Genomic DNA, 23,232 nt, shown 5'->3' with positions numbered 1-23,232 from the left:
CCCTGCCGGCCGGTGACTGACCCCCCGCGCGGTCAGTCCTCCTCGCCCTTGCCCCGCTTGCTCCGGCCGGTGGAGCCGCGCCCGGTGCCCCCCGACCGCTTCCCGCCCGCCGGGGCGGCCCGCTCCTTGGCGTCGACGGCGCCCCGCAGCCGGGCCTGCGCCCCGGTGATGCGCCCGGCGAGGGCCTGGTCGGCGTGGCCGGTGACGGCGGGCGTGGCGGCGGCCCGTCCGAGCGCGGTCACCGAGTTCTCCAGGTAGGCCTTCCAGTACTCGACGTGCCGGTCGGTGACGGCCGCCTTGGCGAGGTTGGCGGACAGCTCGTCCGCGTACTGCACGAGGTAGTCGACGGTCTCCTTGAGGTAGCCGCCGTCGATCCCGGTGCGGCCCGCGTGCTCCAGCTCCCACACGTGGGTCTCGATCTCGCGCATCGGCTGCTGGAGCAGGGCGAAGGTCGCCTGCCCGATGTCGCTGATCACGTCCATGTAGATGTGCGGGTCCGTGCCGTCGGCGGCAGCCTCGTCGGGCATCAGCATGGCCTGGGCGGCGTGGATCAGCTCGTGGCGCAGCGTGCTGTAGATGACGGCGGGGCCGTAGTCGTCGAAGAGGTTGCGGTACAGCGACATGGTGACCTTGTCGCCCGAAGTGCCGGTGCTGGTCAGGGCCATGGGCTTGCCCGCGCCCTGGCGGGAGTGCTTGTAGCCGAGGGTGAGGTTCCCCTCGTCCGCGACGGCCTGCGGCAGCTGGTCCAGGACGTGGCGCAGCAGCGCGTCCAGCGCCGCCTGGCGGACGGCCTTCGCGCCGGTCCCGGTGTCGGCCTTGGCCTGTTCCAGCTGGGTGACCAGGGCGGCGGGCAGGTCGGGGACCGCCGGTGACGGCTCGTCGGCCTCGGGCAGGTCGTCGGAGGCGGTGCGCTGGAGCACGCCGGCCGTGGCGGGGCGGGCCTCCATCTCGGCGCGGGCCGCCTGCGCCTGGGCCTGGGCCTGGGCCGGCGGGTGCCCCGCGCCGCGCGGCACGCCGTCGACGGTGGAGCGCTGCACCATCCGGGCCACGGCGGCGTTGCCCGCCCCGGCCTGCAGGGCGAGCAGCCGCCCGCCGGGCAGCCGGGCGCCGGGCGCCTGCCCGGGGCGGACGGGGCCGGGGGAGCGGTCCGGGCCGGGGGTGCGGTCGGTACGGGGGGTGCGGTCGGCGGCCGCCTCGCGGCTGCCGTGCTGCCGCTCGCCGTCGTGTGTGCGCATGGGTTGGTCCCCCCGGGGTGTCCGCTGGCCTTCCATGGTCATCCGGCGGTGCGGTGCGGCGGAAGGGCCGTGGGGGCAGCGCTGCGTGCCCGTACGGGCAGTTCGGGCGGGGTGCGGCACTGTCCGGCCGCCTGCGAGGATCACCGGTATGACGCCACCGCCGCCCGCCGGCCCCGACACCCGAGACACCCCCGACGGCCCCGACGGCCCGTTCGCCGTGCTGGGCGAGCCCGTTCTGGCCGTCGCGGACGAGCGGCGCGCCCTGCTCGCCGTCGCCGGTGCGCACGGGGACGACGAGCAGGGCAGGGTCGGCGTCTTCGACGTCGGCGCAAGCCCCCGGCGCCGTCTGCTGGCCGACACGGGCTGGCCCGTGCACGCGATGGCCTTCCACCCGGCCCGCCCGCTGCTGGCCGTGGGGACCGGGGACTACGACGGCGGCTACCACTTCGAGGGGGAGCTGCTGCTGGTGCACCTGGAGAGCGGCACCGTCCGCTCGCTGATCGGGGGCCGCTCGGGGCGCCAGGTCCTCGCCCTGGAGTGGCTGGACCACCAGGACCTGCGGGTCGTAGTGGCGCCCTACGACGACGAGGAGGACGAGGCGGCCCACGTGCAGGGGCACGTCGCCGTCGTCCGCCGCCCCGACTGGACCCGGGTCGGCGCGAAGTCGCTCACCCCCGGGGACCTGACGGGCCCCCGGGTGCCGGCGCCCCGCCCCGACGGGCGCGAGGCCGCCCGCCGCACCGTCGCCCGCCTCACCGCCCCGCGCACCCGCCGCCACCACACCGGCGCCCGCCCGGCATGAGGAACCCCGCAGCAGCGGTGGCCGGAGCAGGAAGTCGGCCCGGCCGACTTCCCACTCCGAGGCCCGGCCGCCTGCGAGGCCCACGGGCGGCCGTCGCAGGCGGCCGGTTCCGGGGCACGGGGATCGGGGTCGTCAGGACAGCTGGTCGAGGACCCATTCCGCGAGGACGCCGGAGACCGCGCTGTGCTCGGTGTTCTCGGTGTCGAAGGCGACCTCGTCCAGGTGGAAGCGCTCGGGGCCCTGGTCGAGGAGGTTGAGGTTCGGGTCGACGTCCCAGGCGATCGGGTCGTAGACGAGAGCGGAGGCGCTGACCGCGGGGACGAAGGCGCCGCTGCGGTGGTCCTCGCTGATCTTCGCCTTGATGGCGTCGGCGACCTTGCCGAAGGAGTCCAGGGTGCCGCCGGGCACCCCGTCCAGGGCCGGGACCTCGGTGGTGGTGGAGCGGCGCAGTTCCAGGCCGACGTGCATGCCGCCGATCCGCTGCCCGGCGCCGCGGTCGGGCTGGAAGCGGGCGGTGGCGCTGGCGACCAGGGCCTGCCAGTCGAAGGCGATCTCGCCGGCGGGCAGCGGGCGCCCGGTGCCGTCGCCGCGGCCGTTGGCGACGCCGAGCAGGCGCGGGCGGCGCGGGAAGTTGCCGAGGTCGGCGAGCTCGCGTACGAAGTCGGTGCGCAGGTCGCTGGCGGTGGCGACCTCGCCCGAGTACTTGGCGTCCGGCACCCAGGCCCAGAGCAGCTGCTGGGCGGCGGGGCTGCGGATCAGGTCGGCCTGGGAGGGCTGTCCGGGCTCGGGGGGTGTGAGCTTCTCGAAGAAGTAGGCCATCTGCTGGAGGATCAGCGGGATCCAGGCGCCGTTGTGGGGGGAGTCCCAGGACAGGTAGGTGGCGGTCTCGTGGTCGAAGTTCTCGCTCTCCAGCTTGGCGAGCGCGTAGCGGGTGATGATGCCGCCCATGCTGACGCCGCCGACGGTCAGCGGCTCCTGGCCGAAGCGCTCGGCGAGGGCGCGCCGGATCGCCTGGATCACGACCTCGGCGTTGTGCTGGATGTGGGTGTGGCGCTCGTCGAAGCCGATCAGGACGACGTCGTGGCCGCGGGCCAGGAGCTGGTCGAGGAAACCGGGACGCCCGCTCTCGTAGGGGGCGTTGAAGTGGTTGAACAGGGCGGGCAGGTCGCTGGGGCCGTAGTTGAAGCCGTCGGCGAACAGGAACGGCTTCGCCAGGTGGGTGCGGCTGCTGCCGTAGTAGACGGCCGCGGTGCCGCTCGCCCGCCCGCCCGCCAGCTCCCAGGTCGCGTCGGGCACGCGCACGCCCGGCAGGCCGATGTCGGTGGCGAAGAAGATGTCGGAGGCGATCGTCGCCGCGACTTCGGCGAGTTCCTCCGGGGTGAGCTCCGTCCCGCTGGTGGTGGACAGGGAGGTGGAGACGTCGATACGGGGGGTCACAGCCATGGTGTACCGCCTCGGTCCGGGGGGGGGGCTGGTTCGTGGCCGACCGTAACGGCACGGTCACTCACCGCACCAGGTGCTGACCACTATTGGCCGAAAGCGACCGGCACGGACAGCACGAACGCGGAACCGCCGCCCCCCGGCCGTACGAGGGGCGACAGACCGTCAACTACACACGCCAAGAGCCGAATTCACCACCCTGCCTCGGCCGCGGTCAGACCAGGAGCAGCGTCTTGCCCAGCGCACTCCGCCCCTCGATCGCCGCATGCGCGTCGGCCGCCCGCTCCAACGGGAACGTCTGCCCGACCACCGGCCGCACCCGGCCCGCGACTGCCTGCGCCATCACCTGCTCCGCCCACGGACGCATCCGCGCCCGGAACCCGAACAACTGCTCCACCCCGATCACCTCCACCCCGCGCCGCTGCGCCTCCTCGGGCTCGATCACGGTGAGCCGGCCGCTGGAGGCGCCGTGCACGGAGAACCGGCCGTGGCGGGCCGTCAGCTCGAAGGCGGCGCGGCCGATCTCCCCGCCGACGCCGTCGAAGACGATGTCGACGCCCGCGCCGCCGGTCACCCGCAGGACCTGCTCGGTCCAGTCCGGGGCGGAGTAGTCGATGGCGGCCTCGGCGCCCAGGTCGCGGACCAGGTCGAGCTTGCGCTCCCCGCGGGCGATCCCGATGACCCTGGCCCCGGCGGATCGCGCCAACTGCACCAGCAGGCTGCCGAGTCCGCCGGCCGCCGCCTCGACCAGCACCCACTGTCCGGGGGCGATCCGGGCCCCCTCGACCAGGCCCGTCGCGGTGCTGCCGTCGGAGTGCAGGGCCGCCGCCTCGCGCAGGCCCAGCCCGTCGGGGACCGGGATCAGGCTCTGCGCGTCGGCCGCCACCCGCTCGGCGAAGGCACCCGTCGAACCGGCGTCGGCCAGCACGGAGCGGCCGATCCAGCCCGGATCCACGCCGTCCCCGACGGCGATCACTCGGCCGGCCACCATGCCGCCCGGTATGTAGGGCAGTTCGGGCCTGGGGTGCCACTGGTCGACGCCCCGGCGGATCTGCGTCTCGACGAACGTGATGCCCACGACGGCGACGTCGACCAGCACCTGCCCCGCCCCGGGGACGGGCTCCGGTGCCTCGCTCGGAACCAGAACCTCCGGGCCCCCGAAACGCACTGCCTGCACGGTCCGCATGCTGATCACTCTCCTGCTCGGACGACATCGACTTCGACGTCCCGGATTCTTCAACCTCAAGCGGCCTTGAGGTCAAACCGTCCTGCGGTTGACGGGTCAGGAGGAGGAGCCGACGGGCGGCAAGTGATCGGGCCGTCACGATCGGACTGCGGACGGTGGGGGAGTAGGAGGTCGGCGGGGCCGACTTCCTGTGCCTCTACCGGGGGTGCTGCGGTCAGCGGGCGTCGAACTCGCCGGTGCGGACGGCGGTGATGAAGGACTGCCAGGCGGTGGCGGGGAAGACGAGGGCGGGGCCGGAGGGGTCCTTGGAGTCGCGGACGGGCATGGCGCCGGCGAAGCCGTCGGCGACCTCGATGCAGCCGTTCTGCCCGCCGCTGTACGTGCTCTTGCGCCAGGTGGTGATCTGCGTGGTGTCCATCGCGGTTTTCTCCTGATCGGGCCTACTGGGCGTCGAACTCGCCGGTGCGGACGGCGGTGATGAAGGACTGCCAGGCGGTGGCGGCGAAGACCAGGGCGGGGCCGGAGGGGTCCTTGGAGTCGCGGACCGGCATGGCGTCGGCGATGCCGTCGGCGACCTCGATGCACTGCCCGCCGCCCCCGCCGCTGTACGAACTCTTCCGCCAGGAAGCGCCAGTCAGGTCGACATCCACTCCAAGTCCCTCCTTGCCGCACGGGTGAAAGCTCGCGATTCGGCCTGACCAAGGGCCTCGATCGCGAGTCGATCGTAGCTCTTGGCCAGTGCGGCAGTTGACTTGGTATCGCGATCGATGTAGCCGCGCTGCTCAATCTCGCCGTAAGCGAGAAGCTTGCGGTTCGGCATGGTAAGGAGGGCCGACATGTGTGTGAACACCCGGTGTTCGCCCAGGGAGTAAGGCGTGATCTGGATGACGATATTGGGGCGAGTCGACAACTCCTCAAGGTGAAGCAGCTGTTCAACCATCACGTCCCGCCCGCCGACGATCCGCCTCAGGCAGCTCTCGTCCAGCACCACGTGCAGTAGAGGTGGATTCGGCCGGTCCAGGATCTTCTGACGGTTGAGCCTGAACTCGATACGCTCCTCGGCCTGATTCTCACACCCGCCGGTTTGCCTGGCATGGCCCATTTCGATGGCCGTTGCGTATGCCCGGGTTTGCAGGAGCCCGTTGACGACGTTGACCTCGACGATCCTGATCTCTTCTGCAAGGGCCTCGTAGCGCGCGTATTCCGGGAAGCCCTCCAGGATCGCCGCATTTTTCAGCTGATACCACATCAGCAGCATGGTGCCGCCGGTGTTGAGCGCGATGTCCGCCAGTTCCGCGAGCTTGCGACTCGGGGGCCGGTGCGCAAGTTCGATGTAGGAGAGGTGCGACGGGGAGCACTCCAGGAGCGGGGCCAGATCCTCCAGCACCATGTCCCTGGCCTCGCGGAAGTTGCGGAGCTGGATCCCGAAGGGGGCCCAGGGGCTGGACTCCGGGTCAATCTTCTTCTTGTTCATGGCAGTCCCTCAACTTCCAAGATGCCCGCAGGCAAGTCGCATGCCGCTTCCGATGCTAGGCGGCGCTGCGCCACCATGTGCAACAGAACGTGAAACTCCCATCGCAGAGAGTTCCATTCCCATGGCCCAAGACCAATCCCCCCGCCTCCACGGCTACGGTGTCCGCTGGGACACCGAGGCCCGGTGCTACCGGGTGCGCAACGAGTGCACCGGGGCGTGGCTGTGCAAGCCCAACGGTGAGCGCAGCGGCTTCTCCTCCTTCACCGAGGCCTTCTCGGCCTGGCGCCTGTTCGAGGTGCACAAGCGGCCGGGGGAGCAGTGACCCTCTCCCGCATCACCGCCGAGCAGCGCCGGCAGGCCGCCGCCGTCCTGGACGACCTCACCACCGTCCTCGCCCTGGGCCGGGTCAACGTGCCGACCCTCGAAGTGGACTGGGACACCGGCCGCTCCACCTGCGAGTACCTGCTGCACCTCACCGCCCGCCCCCTCGACCTCCTGCGGATCGTGGACCTGCTCCGCAAGGGGCTGCGCTACGAGCGCCTCACGTATGACGACTGAACTCCTCGCCCGCCTGCTGTGGTGGGCCTGCTTCGCCCTCCTGTTGTTCTGCGCTCTCAGGAAGTGAACTCCCCGTGCACGACCCCCGCCTGCTCGCCAAGCCCCCCATCTGCCGCCTCGGCTGCCTCGTTCTCGTGCGCAACCAGCGCGGCGACGTCCTGCTCGTGGATCCGGACTACCTGGACGGCATGATCCTGCCCGGCGGTGCCGGCAAGGTGAACGAGCCCCCGCACCGCGCCGCCGCCCGCCACCTGCAGGCCCAGACCGGCATCATCCTGCGCCTGACCCACGCCGTGGCGTTGGACTACACCCCCTCCGACCGCTACCTGGAGCGCTTCAACGTCGTCTTCGACGGCGGCACCCTGCGCGACGAACACCCGATCACCGTCCCGCCGCAGAAGCGCAGCCGCCTGCTCGGCGCCCGCTTCGTCCCCGTCCACGAACTCCAGAACCACATGGCCCCCTCCCAGGCCGCCCGCACCGCCGAAGCCCTCACCGGCCGCGCCCTGCCGCTCCTCCTCCACGGCCAGCGCCCCGACTGAGACGGGCAGGAGGGGGGTTCCTCAGGCTCATCCCCGGCGGCCCGACCGCTCACCCGGTCGGGTGAGGGTCGTACCGGACGGCGAGGAGTTGTAGCAGGCTCCTGTCTGGCTGACGCTCCGTCAGTCAGACGCCGTCCCCACGGAGAACGCCATGGCTTACCCGAAAGACCTCAAGTACACCAACACGCACGAGTGGGTGCGGCGCACCGGCAACGGCAGGGCCCAGGTGGGCATCACCGACTACGCCCAGCGCCAGCTCGGCGACATCGTCTTCGTCGAACTCCCGAACGTGGGCGACACGTTCGAGGCCGGGCGGCCGTTCGGCTCCCTGGAATCGGTGAAGTCGGTCAGCGAGCTCTACGCCCCGGTCTCCGGGAAGGTCGCGGCCGTCAACGGGACCGTGAGCGACGAGCCCGACGAGGTCAACGCCGACGCGCACGCCATGTGGTTCGTCGAGCTCGACCTGAGCAAGCCCGCCGAACTGGACACCCTCCTCACGGCCGCCCAGTACGAGGCCCTCATCAAGGACTAGGAAGCCCTGTTCGGAGCGCTCTCGCGTGCGGGTGGCCGTCACGCGAGCAGCGCCTCCAACTCGTCGAGCCGGCCGAACAGCTCGGGCAGGCCGCGCAGGCCGCCGCGTACGGACTCGTGCGACAGCGCGAGGCCGGGGCCGGCGGCCGGCTCGACACCGGCCAGGCAGCGCAGGACGTTCCACCGGGTGTGCCCCAGCCAGCCGTCGATCGTGTACGCGAACCAGCTCGGACCGGGCGGCGGCAGTGCCGCGCCGCCCGCGACGTAGCCGTCGAGGACGGCGCGGAAGACAGCGGGCCTGATGTCGTCGAGGCCGGGGCCCTTGGTGATGCCCAGCGCGGTCGAGCCGAGCTCGCCGGACAGGTCGAGCAGCCCGGACAGCTCCCAGTCGAGCAGCACCGGGCGGCTTTGGCGGGAGAGCAGGTTCCACGGCTGGACGTCCCGGTGGGTCAGCACGAGGGGGCCGGGCCGTTCGCAGGTGTCGAGGAAGTCGGCGATCGCCAGGAACGTTTCGACGCGGGAGGCGAGTTCGTCGGCCCACGGTTGTCCGGTCGCCGCCGCCCGCGCGGCGAGGGCGGGCCAGTCCCGGGGCGTCGCCTCCCCGGCCGGCTCGGGGGTCCACGGGACGTCGAGTGCGTGCAGGCGCGCGAGGATCCCGCCGATCTCGAAGGCGAACGCCTCCGGCACCGGCTCCTCCGGCACCTTCTCGCCCTCGACCCAGCGGTGCACGAGCGTCCGTGCGTCGGCCGCGACCGGCTCCGGCATCGGGACGCCGGCGGCGAACGCCGCCCGCTCGAACCCGAACACCTCCTCGACCCGGTAGGGCCGGCGCCGGTCGGTGAGGTTCAACTCCTTGACCGCGAAGGACCCCTGGTCGGTGTCGAGCCGGTACGTCCGGTTGGCGAACCCGCCGTGGACGCGGATCATCGGCCTGAGCGGAACGCCGAACTGGGAGAGGTTCACCCCGCGCATGGTAGTGCCGCGACCGCAACCGTTCACCCGTGATCGCAAGGCGCCTCGCGGGATGAGCGCACACGCAGCAGTGGCTGGTATTACTGGGGCATGCAGGAAGAGACCGCACGCGCCGCGATCGACACGTTCATCTCCGCGTTCAACGCCTCGGACGACAACTATGTGACCGCCCTGCTCTCCCAGGCCCTGACCTCGGACGTGGTCTTCTGGGGGCCGTTGGGCCGCAGCGAGGGGATCGCGGCGGTCGAGCGGTTCGTGCTGGACATCCGGCGCCACCCGGCGGGGGCCGGCACGATGGTGCGCTGCTCGGAGGTGGACATGCCCGACGAGTGGGCCCGGTACCGGTGGGTCTTCACCACGCCGGACGGAGGCCCCCGCCTGGCGGGAACGGACGTCGTCCATCTGCGGCGCAGCCTCATCGACCAGGTCATCGTCTTCGCGGGGGAGATCGAGCCGTCCGCCTCCTGAGCCGCCCGTGGACGCCGGTGCCTGCTGGCGTCCACGGGGGGGTGCCGGTGTCAGCGGGTGCTGAAGTCGGCGTTCCAGGAGGCCGCGCCCGTACGCGCCAGGCCGACCTCGTTGTAGTCGCCGACCATGATCCCCAGGTGGTCGGGGGACTTGATCCAGCCGTCGACGGCCGCGTCGATGTTCGTCGGCCCGTAGAAGGCGATCTCGCCGAAGCCCCGCCCGGTGTAGCCCAGGCCCGCCGCGATGCGGCCCGAGTCGCAGAAGTGCCCGGAGACCCGGCGCTGGTCCATCTGGTCGGCGTTGCACTGGGCGGCCTGGGAGAGCGTCGCGTTGAGCCGCACCGGCGCCTTGCCGTACTGGGCGCGCAGGGCGTTCAGCCGGTCCAGGAAGCGCTGCTGGTCGGAGGTGACCGGGCCGGGGCCCGGGCCCGGGCCGGTGCCGCCGGAGGGGACCACGTCGAAGCGCTGGGACGCGCTGCCGGTGCAGCCCTCGACGGTGACCTCCCGGTCCAGGCCGTGGTACGTCAGGCAGCCGCCGCTCTGGGCGTTGCGCAGGTAGGTGCCGCCCTCGGCGGCGGACTCCAGGGTCCACTGCTGGTTGGCCCCGGCCCACCAGTGGACGAACTGGGTGGAGCGGTTGTCCCGGGTGTCCATCTCCAGCACCCGCTCGGTGCCGTTGACGTTGCGGGCGAAGTCGACCCGGTCGCCGGGCTTGTTGGATATCCAGAACGAGGTGGAGGCGTCCTGGTAGCCGCGGGCGACGATCCGCGAGCCCTCGCCGTCGGAGCTGGCCAGCGAGTGGTGGTTCTGGTGGTCCTGGATCGTGACCATCTGTTCGACCACGGCCGCGGTCGCGGCGTTCGCCGGCGCCGCCGCCAGCGTGGCACCGCTCGCGGACAGCGCGCAGACGGCGAACGCCAGGGCCGCCGTCCGGGTGCGGCGGCGGGCGCCCGCGCCCGGACGGCGGGTGCGGGTGGACGACGGGTGGGACACGGGGATCTCCTACGCTCGGTGGACCGCGTGCCGACGGGCAGGCGGGGCGTAGACAGGACAACAGCGCCGGGTAGACAACCGATCAACGACCGCCCACGGGGCCGCCCACGGGGCCGCCCGCGCGGCCGGGGCCCGCGGCGAACACCGGCTCGCAGCCCGTCAGTTCGCAGCTGGCCTCCCACAGCCAGGCCGCCGCCCCCGGGTCGGCCAGCTGCTCCCACAGGGGTTCGGGCCGGGGCTCGCCGCGCAGCCCGAACACCCGCGGGCTCCACAGCACCGGGCCGCCGTGCACCCCCGGGTCCAGCACGGCCCGCACCGCCGGCCAGGCGGCGGCGTCCTTGCCCTGGACGACCAGGCCCAGCGGCAGGTGGGCCAGGTGCTCGCCGGTGCTGCGGGCGTGCAGCGGCGGGCGCGCGGGGGTGAGCGCGTCCAGCGCCCCGCCGGGGTGGACCAGGACGCTCAGCGCCGTACTGCCCGCGGCGCGCAGCCGGCGGCCGAGCTCGACGGCGAACAGCATCTGGGCCAGCTTGGAGCGGGCGTAGGCGCGCTTGGGCCGGTAGTCGCGGGCGCTCTGCAGGTCGGCGAAGTCCAGGCGCTCGGACTTGGCGGCGAAGCTGCCGGTGGTGACGATCCGGCTGCCGGGGGCGGCCGACAGCAGCGGGGCCAGGTGGGCAGTGAGCGCGAAGTGGCCCAGGTGGTTGGTGGCGAACATCAGCTCGTGGCCGCCCGGCGTGGTGCGGCGCGGCGGGTCGTCCAGGGCGATGCCCGCGTTCAGGACGACCGCGTCCAGACGCCCCGGGCGCTCCAGATCGAGCGCGTCGAGCGCGCCGGGGGCCGCCTCGACGGAGGCCGGGTCGGCCAGGTCCAGCGGCAGGTGCCGCACCCGGGCACCGGGCACGCGCGCGCCGATGGCGGCCATCGCCGCCCGGGCCCTGCCCCGGTCACGGCTGCCCAGGACGACGGTGGCGCCGGTGCCGGCCAGCTGCTCGGCGACGAAGTACCCGATGCCGGCGTTGCCGCCGGTGACCAGGACGGTCCTCCCGTCGGCGCGGGGCAGCCGGCGGACGTCCCACGGCGGGCTCTGGGGTGCGGAGTTGGGCATCGGACGGCTCCCTGGGGTGTGCGGCGGGCCTCGGGGGGCGCGTCGGTCACGCCCCGGCCCCGAGGTTCCCGCGGGCCGCTCACACCCCACCGGCAGCGCGCTGTCCCCGCTGTCGGCCCACCGTCGCCACCCCACCCCGCCCGGCCCGGCCGCGCCGGGGCTCAGTCGGGGTTCAGTCGACGCAGAACTCGTTGCCCTCGACGTCCAGCATCGGGATGCACGAGTCGTGGCCGTCGTACAGCACCTGCACCTGCCGGGCGCCCAGCGCCTCCAGCCGTGCGGCCTCGGCCTTGAGCACGGCCAGGCGCTCCTCGCCCACCAGGCCGGTGCCCACCCGCACGTCCAGGTGCACCCGGTTCTTGACGGCCTTGCCCTCCGGGACGCGCTGGAAGTACAGCCGCGGACCCACCCCCGAGGGATCGGTGCACGCGCACCAGGAGTCCCGCTCCTCGGGCGCCCGGGAGGCCTCGTACTCCTCCCACGAGGTGAACCCCGCCGGCGCCGACATGACGTAGCCCAGCACCTCGCACCAGAACCGGGCCACCCGCCCGGGCTCCGCGCAGTCGAAGGTCACCTGGAACTGCCTGATCACCGGCTGCCTGATCGCCGGCTGCTGGATCGCCGGCTGCTTGATCGCTGACATCCGGGCACGGTAGCAGGGCACGCTCACGCGCCGGCCGGGGCATCGGCCGTCACCGTCCAGTCCGCGGCCGGGCCGGCGCCACCGGGCCGGGCGCCCAGGCCGCCCTCCTGGGTCTGCGTCAGGTAGAGGTCGTTGTCGTTGAGGTCCGACTCCGAGCGGACCCGGCAACGGCCGCCGTCCGCCACGCTCCACGCCGACTCGGTCGCACGGCACTGCCCGTAGCGGATGCTCCAGTTGTCGCCGATGGCCACACACCCCCAGGCGCCCTGCTCCGGGTCGAACGCCGCCACGTTCACCGCCGCGCCGACCGCCCGCAGCTCCCACCGCTGCCCGGGCGCCGCCGCCTCGCACGGCTCCAGCCGCACCTGGGCGGTGCCGGGGACGTGGTGCAGACAGGTGCCGGTACGGGCGTTGCGCAGGCTGTACGTCACCGCCGGCTGCGCCGCGCGGGCGGCGGCGGCCGGGAACGGCGACAGCGACAGGAGCAGTGCGGCGGCGAGGGCGGCTGCGGCCGCCGCGCGCCGGGGGCGAACAGGCATGGGGTGGCTCTCCGTCGGGACGTGGTGCAGCGTTCAACGACCGGACGCACGGTCAGGAAACGAACCACCCCGCCCGACTTCCGGCATACGCAGGCGCGGGAAGTCGGCCCGGCCGACTTCCCGTGCCGCGCCTGCCGCTAGGCCACGGTGAGGGCGGCCGGCGGGCTCTGGTTCCCCCAGCGGTTGCTCACCACCACGTCCACCTGGCCGGAGACCCCGAACGGCACCTGGGCGTCGATCGAGGTGTCGGAGGTGACCGCGATGTTGGTCGCGCTGGTGCCGGCGAAGGCGACGTCGTTGGCGCCGTCGAACTCGCTGCCGGTCAAGGTCACGGTCTGACCCACCGACGCCGGATCGGGGCTCACCGAGTTCACCACCGGCGACGGCATGACGGGGTTGGAGGGGTCCAGGCAGACCGCGCTGTCCATGTCCACCGTCACCAGCTGTCTGGGCGCCCCCGAGTCCGTCCAGTTCAGGGTGATCGCCCCGTTCTTGCTCTGCCGGTACTGCCAGGCCAGCGCCGCCCCGAAGCCGGAACCGGCCGGGTCGGGCGCGGTCTCGGAGGAGAGGTCGATCTGGGTCGGCCCGCTGTCGATGACGCGGAAGGCCCAGATCGGGATGTTCCCCACCGCCGTCACCACCTGCTGCGCGGTCTGGAAGAACGAGCAGTAGACACCCGCCCGGAAGGCCGGCAGCTGCATCTGGGCGACCCAGGCGCTGACGTAGGCCAGATGGGCCGCCGTCAGGGTCCCGCCGACCTCGATGTCGAGGTAGACGACGGAACCGGGCTCCAGTCCGGCGCTCTGCGCGAGTGCCCTCGCGTCGAGGGCGTCGGCCGTTCCCTGGGCGGCGGTCAGGATGTGCGAGCCATCGCCGCCGGGCGCCTGCTGCCCGACGTACAGGGGTGCCAGGCCCCAGCCCATGCCGCGCAGCGTGGCCACCTTCGACATCCAGCTGGTGTTGGGCTGGCTGGGCGCCGGGGCGAGGAACATCCCGGTGAAGGCCATCGGTGTCGCATCGAACATGGACTGCATGAGCGCGTCGCCGGGATAGTCCAGGCGGTCGAATCCGAGGTGCATGAGGGTCCCCGTTCTCGAAATCCCGTGGGGGAAACGGCGGGTACGCGGGGGCGCGGGGACGGGGGCCCTGCCGGACGGCACTGCGGCGCCCGCCCCGTCGTCCCGCTCGCCCGCCCGGCCACCGACGGCGCGTGCCGTCGGGCCGGGGCTGGCCGTTGGGCCGTCCGGCGGTGGGATCGTCGTGTCGTCCCTTCCATTGAAGCACCGACCGCACGGGTGCGGCACTGCGCCCAAGGGGCCGCCGGCCACCGCCCGTTACCGAGCGCGACCGCCGCCCATGCGTGTGCGGCAGCGCCTCGGCACGGGGGCCTCGGCGCAGGGCCGGGTGTCCCGGGTTGTGTGTCCCGGGGTGCGTGTCCTCGGGGTTCACGGGCGGCGGGCCACGAACACCAGCTCCCGCCCCGGCCGGTCCGGCGCCCCGCGCACCTCCTCCAGGACGAAGCCCGCCGCGGCCAGGTCCTGCGCGACCTCGGCCCGCTCCCTAAAGCGCAGCGTCGAGTCCGAGGTCCGCACCCGCCCGTCCGCGCCGAACACGTACGTCCAGCGGAACGACACCAACGGCCCCTGAACCCCGAGCAGTTGGACCCAGCTCTCCACCGGCCCGGCGCCGGGCACCGGCGTCACCCGGTGGGAGCGCTCGCGGGTCCACTCCTGCCAGGCCCGGGCCGCCGGGTCACGGGTCTCGAACACCAGCCGCCCGCCCGGGCGCAGCGCCCCCAGGGCGCCCCGCAGGGTGGTCCGCCAGGCCGTCGGGTCGGTGATCTCCTGGGCGACGTTGGCCGTCATCGTCACCAAGTCGACCTGCAGCGGCGGGAGTTCACCCGCGTCCCCGCAGATCCAGCGCACCCGCTCGCCGCCCGGCTTGGCCCGGGCCACCTCGACGGAGGCCGCCGCCGGATCCACCCCGACCACCTCGACCCCGCGCCCGGCCAGCAGCAGCGCGAACACCCCGGTGCCGCACCCGAGGTCCAGCACCCGGCGCGCGCCGAACTCCGCCACCATCGCCAGGTAGGCGTCCAGGTCGCCGCGGTCGGGGTCCAGCGCGTCGTAGAGCGCGGCGAGCCGCGGATGCGTGAAGCACTCGTCAGCCATGCCGACCACCATAGGACGTGTCTGACAATTCCCGCCGGGCGCGCGACGCTCCCCCAGCCTTCGGCCGGGAGGTACCCCCAGGGCACAAGCGCACCTCGCCGCGTTGTCGTCAGTCGCCGATGCTCCGCATGGACTCTCCCCCAGCCTTCGGCCGGGAGGTGCCCCCATCCTCCGCCTTGCGATGCACGCACCCCAACGCCGCGCGCTGATCCGACGCGAATTGTCAGACACGCCCTAGGGGCGTGCCCGGCCCGCGAGTCGGCGGCGGAAACTCGGGTGACCCGGGCCGTGGCAGCGGCGACACTGGCGCCATGACCGCCTCCACGCCCCCGCCCCCACTGCTGCGGCCGCGCGCCCTGGCGCCCGGGGACCTCGTCGTCATCGCCGCGCTGTCCGGCCCGCTGCCGGCCGCTTACGAGCCCAACGTCGAGCGGACGGTGGAGGTGTTCGAGCGGATGGGGTTCCGCGTGCGGCGGGCTCCGCTGCTCGAAGCAGGACGGCGCCACTGGTGGAGCGCGGCCACGCCGGCCGAGATCGCCGCGGAGCTCAACGGTCTTCTGCGCGACCCCGAGGTACGCGCGATCGTCGCCAGTGACGGCGGCCAGACGGCGCTCGGCTACCTCGACCTGATCGACGTCGAGGCGATCAGGGCCGACCCCAAGCCGATCCTCGGCTACAGCGACATCTCGCTGCTGCACCTGGTGCTCCACGCGCGCACGGGCCTGGTCGGCTTCCACGCCGACATGGCCGTCCCCGGCTTCGGCGGGCACTGGCCGTACGCGCCCGTCGCGCGACAGACGCAACTCGAGGAGCTCTACACCAGGCTGCTGACCGGCACCGAGGCGATCGGCGCACTGCCCGCGAGCCCGTCCTGGGAGTGCTGGCGTCCCGGTCGTGCCGAGGGCCCGCTGATCGGCGGGGTGATCAACCGCATCGTGCTGGCGCAGGCGACGCCCTTCGCGCTGCCGCTCGAACGCTTCGACGGCGCGGTGCTGTTCTGGGAGGAGATGGGCGGCCTGGCATCGTACGTGTGGAGCTACCTGCAGGTGATGCGGCACAGCGGCATCCTCGACCGGATCTCCGGCATGGTCGTGGGCGTTCCACGCGAGATCGGCGGACTCGAGCCCGGCACCTCCCCCACCCTGCGCGAGATCGTCCTCGACGTCCTCGGGGATCGTGACATCCCGGTCCTGGGCAACGTCGACTTCGGGCACGCCGGCCCGAACCTGCCGCTGCCGGTGGGCATCCGCGCCGGCCTCGACGCGCAGCAGCGCATTTTGTCGCTGCTCGAACCGGCGGTGGGCCCCCGCGCGGCGCTGCACTAGCGCTGCTCCCCGGAGGTTCGTGGAGGGGGTGATCACAGCCGTGGGTGCATGGCAGGCTGCTGTGCATGGTGATCAGTGATGCGTCGCAGGCCGGCGACGAGGTGTTGGTGGTGTGTCCTGACCTGACGGATGCCGAGCTCAACGAGTTGTTCGGCGCGTCGTGGCCGGCCCACCGGCCGACCTCCTTCGCACCGATGCTGTCCCGCAGTCTGACCTGGATCGCGGCGCGTCGAGGTGACCGGCTGGTCGGATTCGTGAACGTCGTCGGCGACGGCGGCGCGCACGCCTTCATCCTGGACACGACCGTGCACCCGGATGAGCGCCGGAAGGGGCTCGGGGTGCGGCTGGTGAGGGCGGCCGCCGACGAGGCGAAGGCGAGCGGTGCCGAGTGGCTGCACGTCGACTACGAGCCGCACCTGGAGTCCTTCTACGGTCAGTGCGGATTCCGGCCGACCACCGCCGGGCTCATGCGGCTCTGAGGGGCTGCCGCCGGCCGCGGACCTTGTGCGGCTCAGGTCCGGATCCCGTCCACGCCGCGGGCCGCGGGCGGCGAACCGCCCACGATCCGCGGCGCTGCACGAGCAGCCGCGCTAGTGCTGGAAGAGCACTTCCGGATTGTCCGGCGAGGGGCCGTCCAGCAGCGGACTGTGGATCCCCTTCAGCGCCTGGTCGAAGAACGCCGTCACGTACTGGCGCGTGAGCGCCACCCCGCGTTCCGGGGACAGGGGCGGCGTCGGGAACCCGGCCTCCTCCATGAGCAGGTCCAGGTCGCTGAAACTGAAGTGGTCGGCGCCGGTGAACGTCAGCCACTTCTTGTAGCCGCCGAGCGCGGCCCAGGGCTGCTCCCACTCGCCGCCGGCCGAGTCGTTGGAGGCGGCCGCACCCAGCATGAGGAACGGCCGGTCGATCTGGCCGGGCAGCGGGGCCGGGTGGAAGGAGCCGTCCATGTTCACTCCGGCCCGTACGCGCGGGTCGGCGATCATCGTGGCGGCGGCCGCCGCTCCGCCGATGGAGTGTCCGGCCATGCCGATCTCGTGCTTGTCGATGAGGTGTGCCAGGCGCCACGCGGTGTTGCCGTGCGTCAACCGGTCGATCACGAAGGACGCGTCCCGCGCGCGGTTGGCGGCGACGGAGTCGAAGTCGAGCGCCGGGTCGTCGCAGATCGCGCACGGCGGCGTCCGGCCGTCCGCCAGCGTCTCGCCGCTGTCCCCGTTAGTGTCGCCGACCAGCGCGACGACGTAGCCGTGACTGGCCAGGTCGGTCGCGAGCGAGGTGAGCGTCATGCGCGGGTCCTCGTAGGCGGGTGAGAGGACCACCAGCGGATGCTTGCCGCCCTGCGGCCGGGCGCCGTCGAAGGCGTGGGTGGTGACGCCGGAAAGGGTCTGCGGGGTGACGCCGGAGCTCGCCGGCAGCTTCCGGCGCTCGAGGACTCCGGCTGCCTCGGCGAGGGTCATGTACGGGGCCGGGGTCCCGGTCCCGGGGACGGCCGGGTAGACCATCGTGACGGCCAGTTGGCGCGGGCCCGACGACGGCACCCACGGGTCGGGACGGCTCGTGTCGGTGAGGTGGATGACCTCCTCGCCGGCGGCGTAGGGGCCGGTCGGCGCGGGGAGCGTGCCGTGGAAGGCCGGCGCGGGCGCGGTGGCCGTGGCCGGTGCGGTGTTGAACGCGTGCGTGGCCGACGGGGTGGCCGACCGTGAGGTCGTCGGTGTGGTCGTCGTGGCGGCGAACCCGGCGCCGGTTCCGGTGACGAGGGCGGCGAGCGTCAGCGCCGCGACGGCACTGATACGGCGATTGCGTTTCATGGGCTCGAACCTAGGGTCCGCGACTGCGCGTCGAATCAACCCGTGGAGGCAAACCTTCCGGCGTCGTTCGTAGCCCCCGTGGGGTACCGGAGTCATACCCCGGGGCTATGTCGTGCGGCGCGACGTTCCCTTCGCCGGCATCGCCGAGCGCCACCTGTGTCCCGGCCTGCGACGAACACGCCGCCGAGCCCTGCCGCAGGACGTGCGACGGCTGCCCGCTCGAGGCCGCGTGAACCCCCGAAGGATCGACCTGCGGTGACCGGCCGGGCGGTGGCACACTCGGCCGCATGTCCGAACTGCCTTCCGAGAACGCCCACATCCGCACCGACGCTGACACCGGCGCTGAGGCCGACACCGACCCGCTGCGCGCGTACGCGGCGCTCTACCCGGAGGTGGTGGCGGCCGGCTCGGTGCGCGGCGCGCTCCAGGCGGCGGCCGACCGGGCGGGTCTGGAGCTGGCCGTCGAGTTGACGTCCTCTCCGGGCTGGCGGAAGGTGGCCGCGAAAGCCGAGAGCGAGACCGAGGCCGACGGGCGTTCGGCGACCGTTGTCACCCCGGGCGGCGGGGAGCGGGTCTTCCTGGTCGACTGCTGGCTCGGCTGGATCCACATGGCCAGGGGCCGGGCGCTGGACCTGGCCGACGTCGCCGCGGTGTTCCAGGCCTGGGTGCGGGGGAGCGGGGTGCGTGAACTCACCGCCCGGTGGCCCTTCCTGGAGACCTGGGACCTCGCCGAGGCCCACGAACGCGGCGAGACCGAGGCCGTGGCCGCGCGGTGGCGGATGATGCAGCGCGGCCCCCTGCCCCACCGGGACACCGAGCTCCTGGACCTGATCCGGGCCGCCCACGCGCAGCCCCGGCTGCGGGCCCTGTCCCCGGGAAAGTCGATGTGCTGGTTCACCCTCAGCCGCCGGGCCGCGCACCCCGACGTCGGCGACTTCCCGCGCACCAGGTCGCTGGGCGGGGGCCGCTACGAGCTGATGTTCCCCGACCGCAGCGTGCGGGTGGTGGAGGGCACGGAGGCCGCCGTCGCGGTGATCCTGGCCAACCTGCCCCAGGACCTCACCCCCTGACCCGCCGACGGCCGGGGGCATCCCCACCGACGACCGGGCGTGTGGGCGTGGCCGCTGCTCACCCGGCCTGGCGGGCCAGTTCGGCGTTCGCGCGCTCGGTGATCAGGGCCAGCGCCCGCCCGGCGGCGGCCAGGTCCGCGTCCGGGATGCCCGCGTACAGGCGGGCCGAGATCCCGGCCGTCTCGGCGCCGGCGCGCTCGTACAACTCGCGCCCGGCCGTGGTGAGTTCGAGGCTCCCGTCCGGACGCTCGGCCAGCAGGGCGGCCGCCGTCAGCTCGCCGACGACGGCGCGCACCGCCGCCTCCGGGGCCTTGAGCGCGCCGGTGACCTCGGCGACGAGCTCGCCGGCCCCGACCGACCCGCCCGCGGCGGTGACGGCGCGCAGCGTCACGCTCTGCTCGAAGGTGGCGCCGTGGCGGGCCAGGACGCCCTCCAGGAGGGCGCGGGCGGCGTAGTGGGCCAGGGCGATGGAGCGGGGGTTGAGCGCGGGGGCGGCCACGGTGGCGGTTGAGGTGGTGGTTGCGGTGGTTGCGGTGGTCATGGCTGGGGCTGCTCCTCGTTGTCGTCGGTGCGCGGGTCCAGCGGTACGTCGAGCAGGGCCGTCAGCTCGCGGGTGAACTCCCGGGTGCGCGGGCTGTGTTGGCCGCCGAGCGGTTCCAGCAGCTGCTCCAGCAGGCCCTGGACGACGGTGATCGCGCACCCGGTGGCCTCGCGGCCCTGGTCGGTGAGCGAGAGCCGCATCGCGCGCGGGTCCTTCGGGTCCCGGGTGCGCTCGACCAGTGCGGCGGCCTCCAGGGCGCGGGCGAGTTTGGAGACGTAGAGGGCCTCCAGGCCGGTGTGGTCGGCGAGTTGGCGCTGGCTGGGGCGCTGCCCGGTGCGCGCCAGGCCGTACAGCGAGCCCAGCAGCGCGTACTGGGCGTGGGTCAGGCCCAGCGGCGCCAGGGCCCGGTCGATGGCGGCCCGCCACTTCATGGACAGGCGCCAGACCAGGAATCCGGCGGTGGCGTTCTCGGCTGCTTCGCTCATGGCAGATACTGTACATGGCTACTATGTCCATGGCTACTGTTTTCGCGGGGCGCCGTGACCGGGTGGGGCCGCCCTGCGTTGAGTGGTCGGAAGAAGCAGGGAGAAGGTCTTCGGGAGGCTGTTCATGTGGTTGCTCACCCCCTCGCAGTTGCGAAGCGCGGCGCTGGCGCGTGCGTCGTCGCCGGGCGCTCACGGCGGGGCCGGGGAGGCAGCCGCGAAGGCCCGCACCGGTACGGGCCTTCGCGACTCCCGGTGACGGGGTTACCCCCGCCCGGCCCCACCCCTACGCCGGGGCGCGGTGGTTCACCCGAACGGGATTGGTAGGCCTGGGGCGTTGTCGGGTCGCGTCCTAGCGTTCCCGCGCCCGCCGCAGGCCGAGGTCGGAGACCTCGCCGAGGTGGCCGAGCTTGTCGGGGTTGGACACGGAGTGCAGCGCCCGGATCGCGCCGTCGACGATGTGCAGTTCCAGGACGGAGGTCACGCGCCCCTGGGGGTCGTAGGAGACGGCGCCCGGGCGGCCGTTGACCAGCGCCGGGTGCAGGGTGATGCCGAGTTCGCGGCTGCGGCCGAAGCCGAAGGCGAGCAGCTGGGCGACGCGCTCCTGGCCGGCGACCGACCTGCCGACCGACTGCGCCTTGCCGCCGCCGTCGCCGTGGAAGACCACGTCGGGGGCGAGCAGGTCGAGCAGTTGGGTCAGGTCCCCGCCGGCGGCCACCTCGAAGAAGCGGCGCGCCAGTTCGTCGCCCTCCGCCCGGCGGGCCGTGGGCGCCGGGGCCTGGGCGTCGCCCGCGGCCAGGCGCTTGCGGGCCCGGGTCAGGATCTGACGGCAGTTCGCCTCCGACTTGCCGGTCAGCTCCGCGACCTCCGGGTAGCCGTAGCCGAAGGCCTCGCGCAGCAGGAACACCGCCCGCTCCACGGGGGAGAGGGCCTCCAGCATCAGCAGCAGGGCCATCGACAGCGAGTCGGCCAGTTCGGCGTGCTCGGCCGGGGCGTCGCCGGGGCGCTCGGCGAAGGCGACGACCGGCTCGGGCAGCCACTCGCCGACGTAGGACTCGCGCCGCACCCGCGCCGAGCCGAGGTGGTTGATGCCCAGGCGGGTGACCGACGTGGTCAGGTACGCCTTGAGGTTGGTGACGGTGGTGCCCGCCCGCTGGGCGCGGGTCAGGTTGAGGAAGGTGTCCTGGACGAGGTCCTCGGCGTCGCCCACCGAACCCGTCATGCCGTAGGCGATGGAGAACAGCAGCGGCCGGTACCCCGCCGCCTCCGTCGCGCTCGCCGCTGCTGCCATGGCCACTCCGTCCCGTCCCGGCGCCGCCCCGGCCCCGGGGTGGCGCGCGTCACCGCGGGCGGCTGTCACAGGCCGCCCGGCCGCCCTGTCCCAGAGGGCAGCAGCGGACAACGTACCGAGGAGAACGAACACCATGAACCCTGCCCTGTGGACCGTCACCGCCCTGCTGGCCGCCGTCTACCTGCTCGGCGGCGCCTTCAAGGTGCTGGTGCCCAAGGAGCGGATCGCCGCCGCCGGGCGCAGCGGCCGCTGGGTCGAGGATTTCAGCGCGGCGGGGGTGCGGGCGATCGGCGCCCTCGAAGTCCTGGCCGCCTTGGGCCTGGTGCTGCCCGCGCTGCTGCACGTCGCGCCGGTGCTGGTGCCGCTGGCCGCGCTCGGCCTGGTGCTGATGATGGCCGGCGCGGCCTTGGTGCGCCTGCGGCGCCGGGAGTACCCGCTGGTGGCGGTGGACGCGCTCTACCTGCTGCTGGCCGCCTTCGTGGCCTGGGGCCGCTGGTGACGGTAGGCCTGCCTCAACTGGCCTGCGGCGGGCCCTTGTAGGGTGCGCGGATGGAAGACCTGGACCTGGGGGCGGCGGTCTGGCCGCCCGCGCCGATCCGCACCGAGCGCCTCGTGCTGCGCGGGAGCCGGGAGGGCGACCGCGCGGCGTTCGTCGACCTGTTCTCCTCGCCCGAGGTGCACGCCTACCTCGGCGGGGCCCGGCCGCGCGAGGAGGTCGAGCGCGAGCTGCCCGGGGCGCCCGAGGACCGGCCCGGGACCTTCGTCGCCGAACTCGACGGGGCGATGGTCGGCCTGGTCCTGCTCCGGAGGGCGAGCGGCGACCGCCGCCCGGCCGCCGCCGGCGCTCTCGACCTCGGCTACCTGTTCCTGCCCCGGGCCTGGGGGTCCGGCTATGCCGCCGAGGCGTGCACGGCGGCCCTGGCCTGGCTCGCCGGCGTGCTGCCCGGCGAGCCGGTGGTGCTGGCCACCCAGAGCGCCAACATCGCCTCGATGCGGCTCGCGGCCAGGCTGGGCTTCACCGAGGTGGAGCGTTACCGGGCCTGGGGCGCCGAGCAGTGGCTCGGCATCCGCCCCCCGACGCCCGGCACCTGACCCCGCCCGGCGCCTGAGGTCCCAACGCCCGTTCAACACAAGCCTGTTGCACCCCTGGCCGGCCCGGCCGGCCCGGCGGGGCGGTGCCGCTTCGGGACGCGGCTGTTGCCGTTCGCGGACACCCCGGCCCGTCGGGGCGGGCAGGATGTGGACGAACATCGCGGGGGCGGGCGACTGACGGGGTGGCGTGATGGGGCGTACGGTGCGGCGCGCGGGCGCGGTGGTGGCGACGGCGGTGCTGGCGCTGGGGGCGGCGGCCTGTACGGGGCAGGACGGCGGCACGCCAGAACCCACGGCGAAACCCACGGCAACGGCAACAGCAACGGCAACAGCGACGACAACGGCGACGGCCACGGCTACTGCGGCGGTGCACCGGGTGGTGCTGGCGGAGTCGGCCCCGGCGGCGGCGCGGTGGGTCCTGGACGAGCTGGCCAGGATGCACGAGGACACGTCGGACTGCCCGGTCCCGACGCTGGAGAACACGGTCGTGCTCGACCGCAGCGAGGGCTCCCAGGACTGGGCGGACGTGGTGTGGCTGGAGGACGACTCCCGCCTGTGCCTGGCCTCGGCCACCCGTGTCGACGGCCTCCTGAGCATCGCTGTCACCGGTGGCCCGCCCGGGGCCTTCACGGCCCGCAAGCGGCCGCGGATGATCGGCGACCACCGGCGGCTGTCCCTCTTCGTGCTCTTCCCCGTGGACACGAGGCAGGTCGTGCTGCGGGGCGATGCCCGGCACCGGTTCGGGCCGCTGCACCAGCGGGTGATCGACCTCGGGGGCGGGAAGGCGGTCACCGTCGTCCAGTACGGCTTCGCCACGCAGGTCCCCGGCTCCCCGGCGCCCGGAGGGCAGACGATGGAGCCGCCGTACACGGACGACGACTCGCCCCTGCTGTGTCCGGCCGTCACCGAGCCGTGCCGCTCCGCGGACGTCGACGGCTGAGCGGGCCGCGGCCGGCTGTTCGGTCCAGCAG

29 protein-coding genes are annotated in these 23,232 nt (G+C 73.5%); 12 read left to right on the top strand and 17 right to left on the bottom strand.

Translation table 11 applies throughout. From position 1 onward, the window contains the following. Nucleotides 1-32 precede the first annotated feature (32 nt). Nucleotides 33-1,235 (bottom strand): hypothetical protein, encoded by a 1,203-nt coding sequence (locus AB0F71_RS13640; protein WP_360232326.1) that lies wholly within the window; start codon nucleotides 1,233-1,235, stop codon nucleotides 33-35. A gap of 148 nt (nucleotides 1,236-1,383) precedes the next feature. Here AB0F71_RS13640 and AB0F71_RS13635 point away from each other — a divergent pair, with 148 nt between their 5' ends. Next, nucleotides 1,384-2,037, top strand: a complete 654-nt coding sequence (locus tag AB0F71_RS13635) for a hypothetical protein (protein ID WP_360232323.1) — start codon at nucleotides 1,384-1,386, stop codon at nucleotides 2,035-2,037. A gap of 132 nt (nucleotides 2,038-2,169) precedes the next feature. Here AB0F71_RS13635 and AB0F71_RS13630 read toward each other — a convergent pair whose 3' ends face one another. From AB0F71_RS13630 to AB0F71_RS13610, 5 genes are all read right to left on the bottom strand, one after another. Next, nucleotides 2,170-3,480, bottom strand: a complete 1,311-nt coding sequence (locus AB0F71_RS13630) for a hypothetical protein (protein ID WP_360232320.1) — start codon at nucleotides 3,478-3,480, stop codon at nucleotides 2,170-2,172. A gap of 211 nt (nucleotides 3,481-3,691) precedes the next feature. Further along, the gene (locus AB0F71_RS13625; RefSeq protein ID WP_360232317.1) at nucleotides 3,692-4,663 is read right to left on the bottom strand and encodes a zinc-binding dehydrogenase; all 972 of its coding nucleotides are present in this window, start codon (nucleotides 4,661-4,663) and stop codon (nucleotides 3,692-3,694) included. 214 nt (nucleotides 4,664-4,877) lie between these two features. After that, complete coding sequence (locus AB0F71_RS13620) at nucleotides 4,878-5,081, bottom strand: DUF397 domain-containing protein (RefSeq protein ID WP_360232314.1); 204 nt, start codon at nucleotides 5,079-5,081, stop codon at nucleotides 4,878-4,880. A gap of 22 nt (nucleotides 5,082-5,103) precedes the next feature. Beyond that, nucleotides 5,104-5,313, bottom strand: coding sequence for a DUF397 domain-containing protein (locus tag AB0F71_RS13615; RefSeq protein ID WP_360232311.1), 210 nt, complete (start codon nucleotides 5,311-5,313; stop codon nucleotides 5,104-5,106). Then, nucleotides 5,298-6,137 carry a helix-turn-helix transcriptional regulator gene (locus AB0F71_RS13610; protein WP_360232308.1) on the bottom strand — a complete coding sequence of 280 codons (840 nt, stop codon included), beginning with the start codon at nucleotides 6,135-6,137 and terminating at the stop codon, nucleotides 5,298-5,300. Before AB0F71_RS13610 ends, AB0F71_RS13615 begins: the two co-directional genes overlap by 16 nt. 121 nt (nucleotides 6,138-6,258) lie before the next feature. Between AB0F71_RS13610 and AB0F71_RS13605 the strand changes: the two genes are divergently transcribed. The 4 genes from AB0F71_RS13605 to gcvH all read left to right on the top strand — a co-directional run bounded on the left by AB0F71_RS13605 (nucleotide 6,259) and on the right by gcvH (nucleotide 7,769). Next, nucleotides 6,259-6,459, top strand: coding sequence for a hypothetical protein (locus AB0F71_RS13605; RefSeq protein ID WP_360232305.1), 201 nt, complete (start codon nucleotides 6,259-6,261; stop codon nucleotides 6,457-6,459). Beyond that, nucleotides 6,456-6,695: a hypothetical protein gene (locus tag AB0F71_RS13600; protein WP_360232302.1), complete on the top strand. Its 240-nt coding sequence runs from the start codon at nucleotides 6,456-6,458 to the stop codon at nucleotides 6,693-6,695. The genes AB0F71_RS13605 and AB0F71_RS13600 overlap by 4 nt, the downstream gene beginning before the upstream one ends. 74 nt (nucleotides 6,696-6,769) lie before the next feature. Next, nucleotides 6,770-7,237: an NUDIX domain-containing protein gene (locus tag AB0F71_RS13595; protein WP_360232299.1), complete on the top strand. Its 468-nt coding sequence runs from the start codon at nucleotides 6,770-6,772 to the stop codon at nucleotides 7,235-7,237. A gap of 151 nt (nucleotides 7,238-7,388) precedes the next feature. After that, complete coding sequence (gcvH, locus tag AB0F71_RS13590; protein ID WP_360232296.1) at nucleotides 7,389-7,769, top strand: glycine cleavage system protein GcvH; 381 nt, start codon at nucleotides 7,389-7,391, stop codon at nucleotides 7,767-7,769. Between the two features lie 38 nt (nucleotides 7,770-7,807). On the opposite strand, the gene AB0F71_RS13585 is transcribed toward gcvH, so the two are convergent. Then, nucleotides 7,808-8,731 carry an aminoglycoside phosphotransferase family protein gene (locus AB0F71_RS13585; protein ID WP_360232293.1) on the bottom strand — a complete coding sequence of 308 codons (924 nt, stop codon included), beginning with the start codon at nucleotides 8,729-8,731 and terminating at the stop codon, nucleotides 7,808-7,810. 99 nt (nucleotides 8,732-8,830) lie between these two features. Here AB0F71_RS13585 and AB0F71_RS13580 point away from each other — a divergent pair, with 99 nt between their 5' ends. After that, complete coding sequence (locus AB0F71_RS13580; RefSeq protein ID WP_360232290.1) at nucleotides 8,831-9,208, top strand: nuclear transport factor 2 family protein; 378 nt, start codon at nucleotides 8,831-8,833, stop codon at nucleotides 9,206-9,208. A gap of 50 nt (nucleotides 9,209-9,258) precedes the next feature. Here the strand turns inward: AB0F71_RS13580 and AB0F71_RS13575 are convergent, their stop codons facing one another. The 6 genes from AB0F71_RS13575 to AB0F71_RS13550 form a co-directional block, all read right to left on the bottom strand. Continuing rightward, nucleotides 9,259-10,200, bottom strand: coding sequence for a CAP domain-containing protein (locus AB0F71_RS13575; protein WP_360232287.1), 942 nt, complete (start codon nucleotides 10,198-10,200; stop codon nucleotides 9,259-9,261). An 82-nt stretch (nucleotides 10,201-10,282) separates the two neighbouring features. Next, nucleotides 10,283-11,302, bottom strand: a complete 1,020-nt coding sequence (locus AB0F71_RS13570) for an SDR family NAD(P)-dependent oxidoreductase (RefSeq protein WP_360232284.1) — start codon at nucleotides 11,300-11,302, stop codon at nucleotides 10,283-10,285. Nucleotides 11,303-11,474: 172 nt separating this feature from the next. Next, nucleotides 11,475-11,945: a VOC family protein gene (locus AB0F71_RS13565; RefSeq protein ID WP_360232281.1), complete on the bottom strand. Its 471-nt coding sequence runs from the start codon at nucleotides 11,943-11,945 to the stop codon at nucleotides 11,475-11,477. Between the two features lie 23 nt (nucleotides 11,946-11,968). Beyond that, nucleotides 11,969-12,484 (bottom strand): hypothetical protein, encoded by a 516-nt coding sequence (locus tag AB0F71_RS13560; protein WP_360232278.1) that lies wholly within the window; start codon nucleotides 12,482-12,484, stop codon nucleotides 11,969-11,971. A 137-nt stretch (nucleotides 12,485-12,621) separates the two neighbouring features. Then, entirely contained in the window at nucleotides 12,622-13,563 is a 942-nt protein-coding gene (locus AB0F71_RS13555; RefSeq protein ID WP_360232275.1) for a glycoside hydrolase domain-containing protein, read from the bottom strand. A 366-nt stretch (nucleotides 13,564-13,929) separates the two neighbouring features. After that, entirely contained in the window at nucleotides 13,930-14,655 is a 726-nt protein-coding gene (locus AB0F71_RS13550) for a class I SAM-dependent methyltransferase (RefSeq protein WP_360232272.1), read from the bottom strand. Nucleotides 14,656-14,966: 311 nt separating this feature from the next. Between AB0F71_RS13550 and AB0F71_RS13545 the strand changes: the two genes are divergently transcribed. After that, nucleotides 14,967-15,980: a S66 peptidase family protein gene (locus AB0F71_RS13545; protein ID WP_360232269.1), complete on the top strand. Its 1,014-nt coding sequence runs from the start codon at nucleotides 14,967-14,969 to the stop codon at nucleotides 15,978-15,980. Nucleotides 15,981-16,024: 44 nt separating this feature from the next. After that, a complete protein-coding gene (locus AB0F71_RS13540; protein ID WP_360232266.1) occupies nucleotides 16,025-16,459 on the top strand; it encodes a GNAT family N-acetyltransferase in 435 nt (144 codons plus the stop codon). 111 nt (nucleotides 16,460-16,570) lie between these two features. On the opposite strand, the gene AB0F71_RS13535 is transcribed toward AB0F71_RS13540, so the two are convergent. Continuing rightward, entirely contained in the window at nucleotides 16,571-17,785 is a 1,215-nt protein-coding gene (locus tag AB0F71_RS13535; RefSeq protein WP_360232264.1) for an alpha/beta hydrolase, read from the bottom strand. A 287-nt stretch (nucleotides 17,786-18,072) separates the two neighbouring features. Between AB0F71_RS13535 and AB0F71_RS13530 the strand changes: the two genes are divergently transcribed. Next, nucleotides 18,073-18,855: a DUF6193 family natural product biosynthesis protein gene (locus AB0F71_RS13530; protein ID WP_360232261.1), complete on the top strand. Its 783-nt coding sequence runs from the start codon at nucleotides 18,073-18,075 to the stop codon at nucleotides 18,853-18,855. 58 nt (nucleotides 18,856-18,913) lie between these two features. Here AB0F71_RS13530 and AB0F71_RS13525 read toward each other — a convergent pair whose 3' ends face one another. The 3 genes from AB0F71_RS13525 to sigJ all read right to left on the bottom strand — a co-directional run bounded on the left by AB0F71_RS13525 (nucleotide 18,914) and on the right by sigJ (nucleotide 21,169). Next, nucleotides 18,914-19,396, bottom strand: a complete 483-nt coding sequence (locus tag AB0F71_RS13525; protein WP_360232258.1) for a MarR family transcriptional regulator — start codon at nucleotides 19,394-19,396, stop codon at nucleotides 18,914-18,916. Continuing rightward, complete coding sequence (locus AB0F71_RS13520) at nucleotides 19,393-19,881, bottom strand: MarR family winged helix-turn-helix transcriptional regulator (protein ID WP_360232255.1); 489 nt, start codon at nucleotides 19,879-19,881, stop codon at nucleotides 19,393-19,395. Before AB0F71_RS13520 ends, AB0F71_RS13525 begins: the two co-directional genes overlap by 4 nt. 349 nt (nucleotides 19,882-20,230) lie before the next feature. Beyond that, nucleotides 20,231-21,169, bottom strand: coding sequence for an RNA polymerase sigma factor SigJ (gene sigJ, locus AB0F71_RS13515; protein ID WP_360232252.1), 939 nt, complete (start codon nucleotides 21,167-21,169; stop codon nucleotides 20,231-20,233). Nucleotides 21,170-21,302: 133 nt separating this feature from the next. Here sigJ and AB0F71_RS13510 point away from each other — a divergent pair, with 133 nt between their 5' ends. From AB0F71_RS13510 to AB0F71_RS13500, 3 genes are all read left to right on the top strand, one after another. Beyond that, a complete protein-coding gene (locus tag AB0F71_RS13510; protein ID WP_360232249.1) occupies nucleotides 21,303-21,668 on the top strand; it encodes a DoxX family protein in 366 nt (121 codons plus the stop codon). Between the two features lie 50 nt (nucleotides 21,669-21,718). Then, complete coding sequence (locus AB0F71_RS13505) at nucleotides 21,719-22,261, top strand: GNAT family N-acetyltransferase (RefSeq protein ID WP_360232246.1); 543 nt, start codon at nucleotides 21,719-21,721, stop codon at nucleotides 22,259-22,261. A gap of 190 nt (nucleotides 22,262-22,451) precedes the next feature. Continuing rightward, on the top strand, nucleotides 22,452-23,201 hold the full coding sequence (locus tag AB0F71_RS13500) for a hypothetical protein (RefSeq protein ID WP_360232243.1): 750 nt from the start codon (nucleotides 22,452-22,454) through the stop codon (nucleotides 23,199-23,201). Nucleotides 23,202-23,232 lie beyond the last annotated feature (31 nt).

Origin of the sequence: Kitasatospora sp. NPDC028055, from assembly GCF_040637885.1 — a bacterium.
Lineage (GTDB): Bacteria > Actinomycetota > Actinomycetes > Streptomycetales > Streptomycetaceae > Kitasatospora.
The sequence above is the reverse complement of the archived record's forward strand: the minus strand, read 5'-3'. Positions and strand labels throughout refer to the sequence as shown.

Coding starts and splice junctions, on each gene's coding strand:
- AB0F71_RS13510 (WP_360232249.1), top strand. CDS start 21,303: ATGAACCCTGCCCTGTGGACCGTCACCGCCCTGCTGGCCGCCGTCTAC.
- AB0F71_RS13520 (WP_360232255.1), bottom strand. CDS start 19,881: ATGAGCGAAGCAGCCGAGAACGCCACCGCCGGATTCCTGGTCTGGCGC.
- AB0F71_RS13640 (WP_360232326.1), bottom strand. CDS start 1,235: ATGCGCACACACGACGGCGAGCGGCAGCACGGCAGCCGCGAGGCGGCC.
- AB0F71_RS13535 (WP_360232264.1), bottom strand. CDS start 17,785: ATGAAACGCAATCGCCGTATCAGTGCCGTCGCGGCGCTGACGCTCGCC.
- gcvH (WP_360232296.1), top strand. CDS start 7,389: ATGGCTTACCCGAAAGACCTCAAGTACACCAACACGCACGAGTGGGTG.
- AB0F71_RS13555 (WP_360232275.1), bottom strand. CDS start 13,563: ATGCACCTCGGATTCGACCGCCTGGACTATCCCGGCGACGCGCTCATG.
- AB0F71_RS13565 (WP_360232281.1), bottom strand. CDS start 11,945: ATGTCAGCGATCAAGCAGCCGGCGATCCAGCAGCCGGCGATCAGGCAG.
- AB0F71_RS13570 (WP_360232284.1), bottom strand. CDS start 11,302: ATGCCCAACTCCGCACCCCAGAGCCCGCCGTGGGACGTCCGCCGGCTG.
- AB0F71_RS13605 (WP_360232305.1), top strand. CDS start 6,259: ATGGCCCAAGACCAATCCCCCCGCCTCCACGGCTACGGTGTCCGCTGG.
- AB0F71_RS13630 (WP_360232320.1), bottom strand. CDS start 3,480: ATGGCTGTGACCCCCCGTATCGACGTCTCCACCTCCCTGTCCACCACC.
- AB0F71_RS13505 (WP_360232246.1), top strand. CDS start 21,719: ATGGAAGACCTGGACCTGGGGGCGGCGGTCTGGCCGCCCGCGCCGATC.
- AB0F71_RS13530 (WP_360232261.1), top strand. CDS start 18,073: ATGTCCGAACTGCCTTCCGAGAACGCCCACATCCGCACCGACGCTGAC.
- AB0F71_RS13635 (WP_360232323.1), top strand. CDS start 1,384: ATGACGCCACCGCCGCCCGCCGGCCCCGACACCCGAGACACCCCCGAC.
- AB0F71_RS13580 (WP_360232290.1), top strand. CDS start 8,831: ATGCAGGAAGAGACCGCACGCGCCGCGATCGACACGTTCATCTCCGCG.
- AB0F71_RS13500 (WP_360232243.1), top strand. CDS start 22,452: ATGGGGCGTACGGTGCGGCGCGCGGGCGCGGTGGTGGCGACGGCGGTG.
- AB0F71_RS13560 (WP_360232278.1), bottom strand. CDS start 12,484: ATGCCTGTTCGCCCCCGGCGCGCGGCGGCCGCAGCCGCCCTCGCCGCC.
- AB0F71_RS13545 (WP_360232269.1), top strand. CDS start 14,967: ATGACCGCCTCCACGCCCCCGCCCCCACTGCTGCGGCCGCGCGCCCTG.
- AB0F71_RS13525 (WP_360232258.1), bottom strand. CDS start 19,396: ATGACCACCGCAACCACCGCAACCACCACCTCAACCGCCACCGTGGCC.
- AB0F71_RS13620 (WP_360232314.1), bottom strand. CDS start 5,081: ATGGACACCACGCAGATCACCACCTGGCGCAAGAGCACGTACAGCGGC.
- AB0F71_RS13625 (WP_360232317.1), bottom strand. CDS start 4,663: ATGCGGACCGTGCAGGCAGTGCGTTTCGGGGGCCCGGAGGTTCTGGTT.
- AB0F71_RS13610 (WP_360232308.1), bottom strand. CDS start 6,137: ATGAACAAGAAGAAGATTGACCCGGAGTCCAGCCCCTGGGCCCCCTTC.
- AB0F71_RS13550 (WP_360232272.1), bottom strand. CDS start 14,655: ATGGCTGACGAGTGCTTCACGCATCCGCGGCTCGCCGCGCTCTACGAC.
- sigJ (WP_360232252.1), bottom strand. CDS start 21,169: ATGGCAGCAGCGGCGAGCGCGACGGAGGCGGCGGGGTACCGGCCGCTG.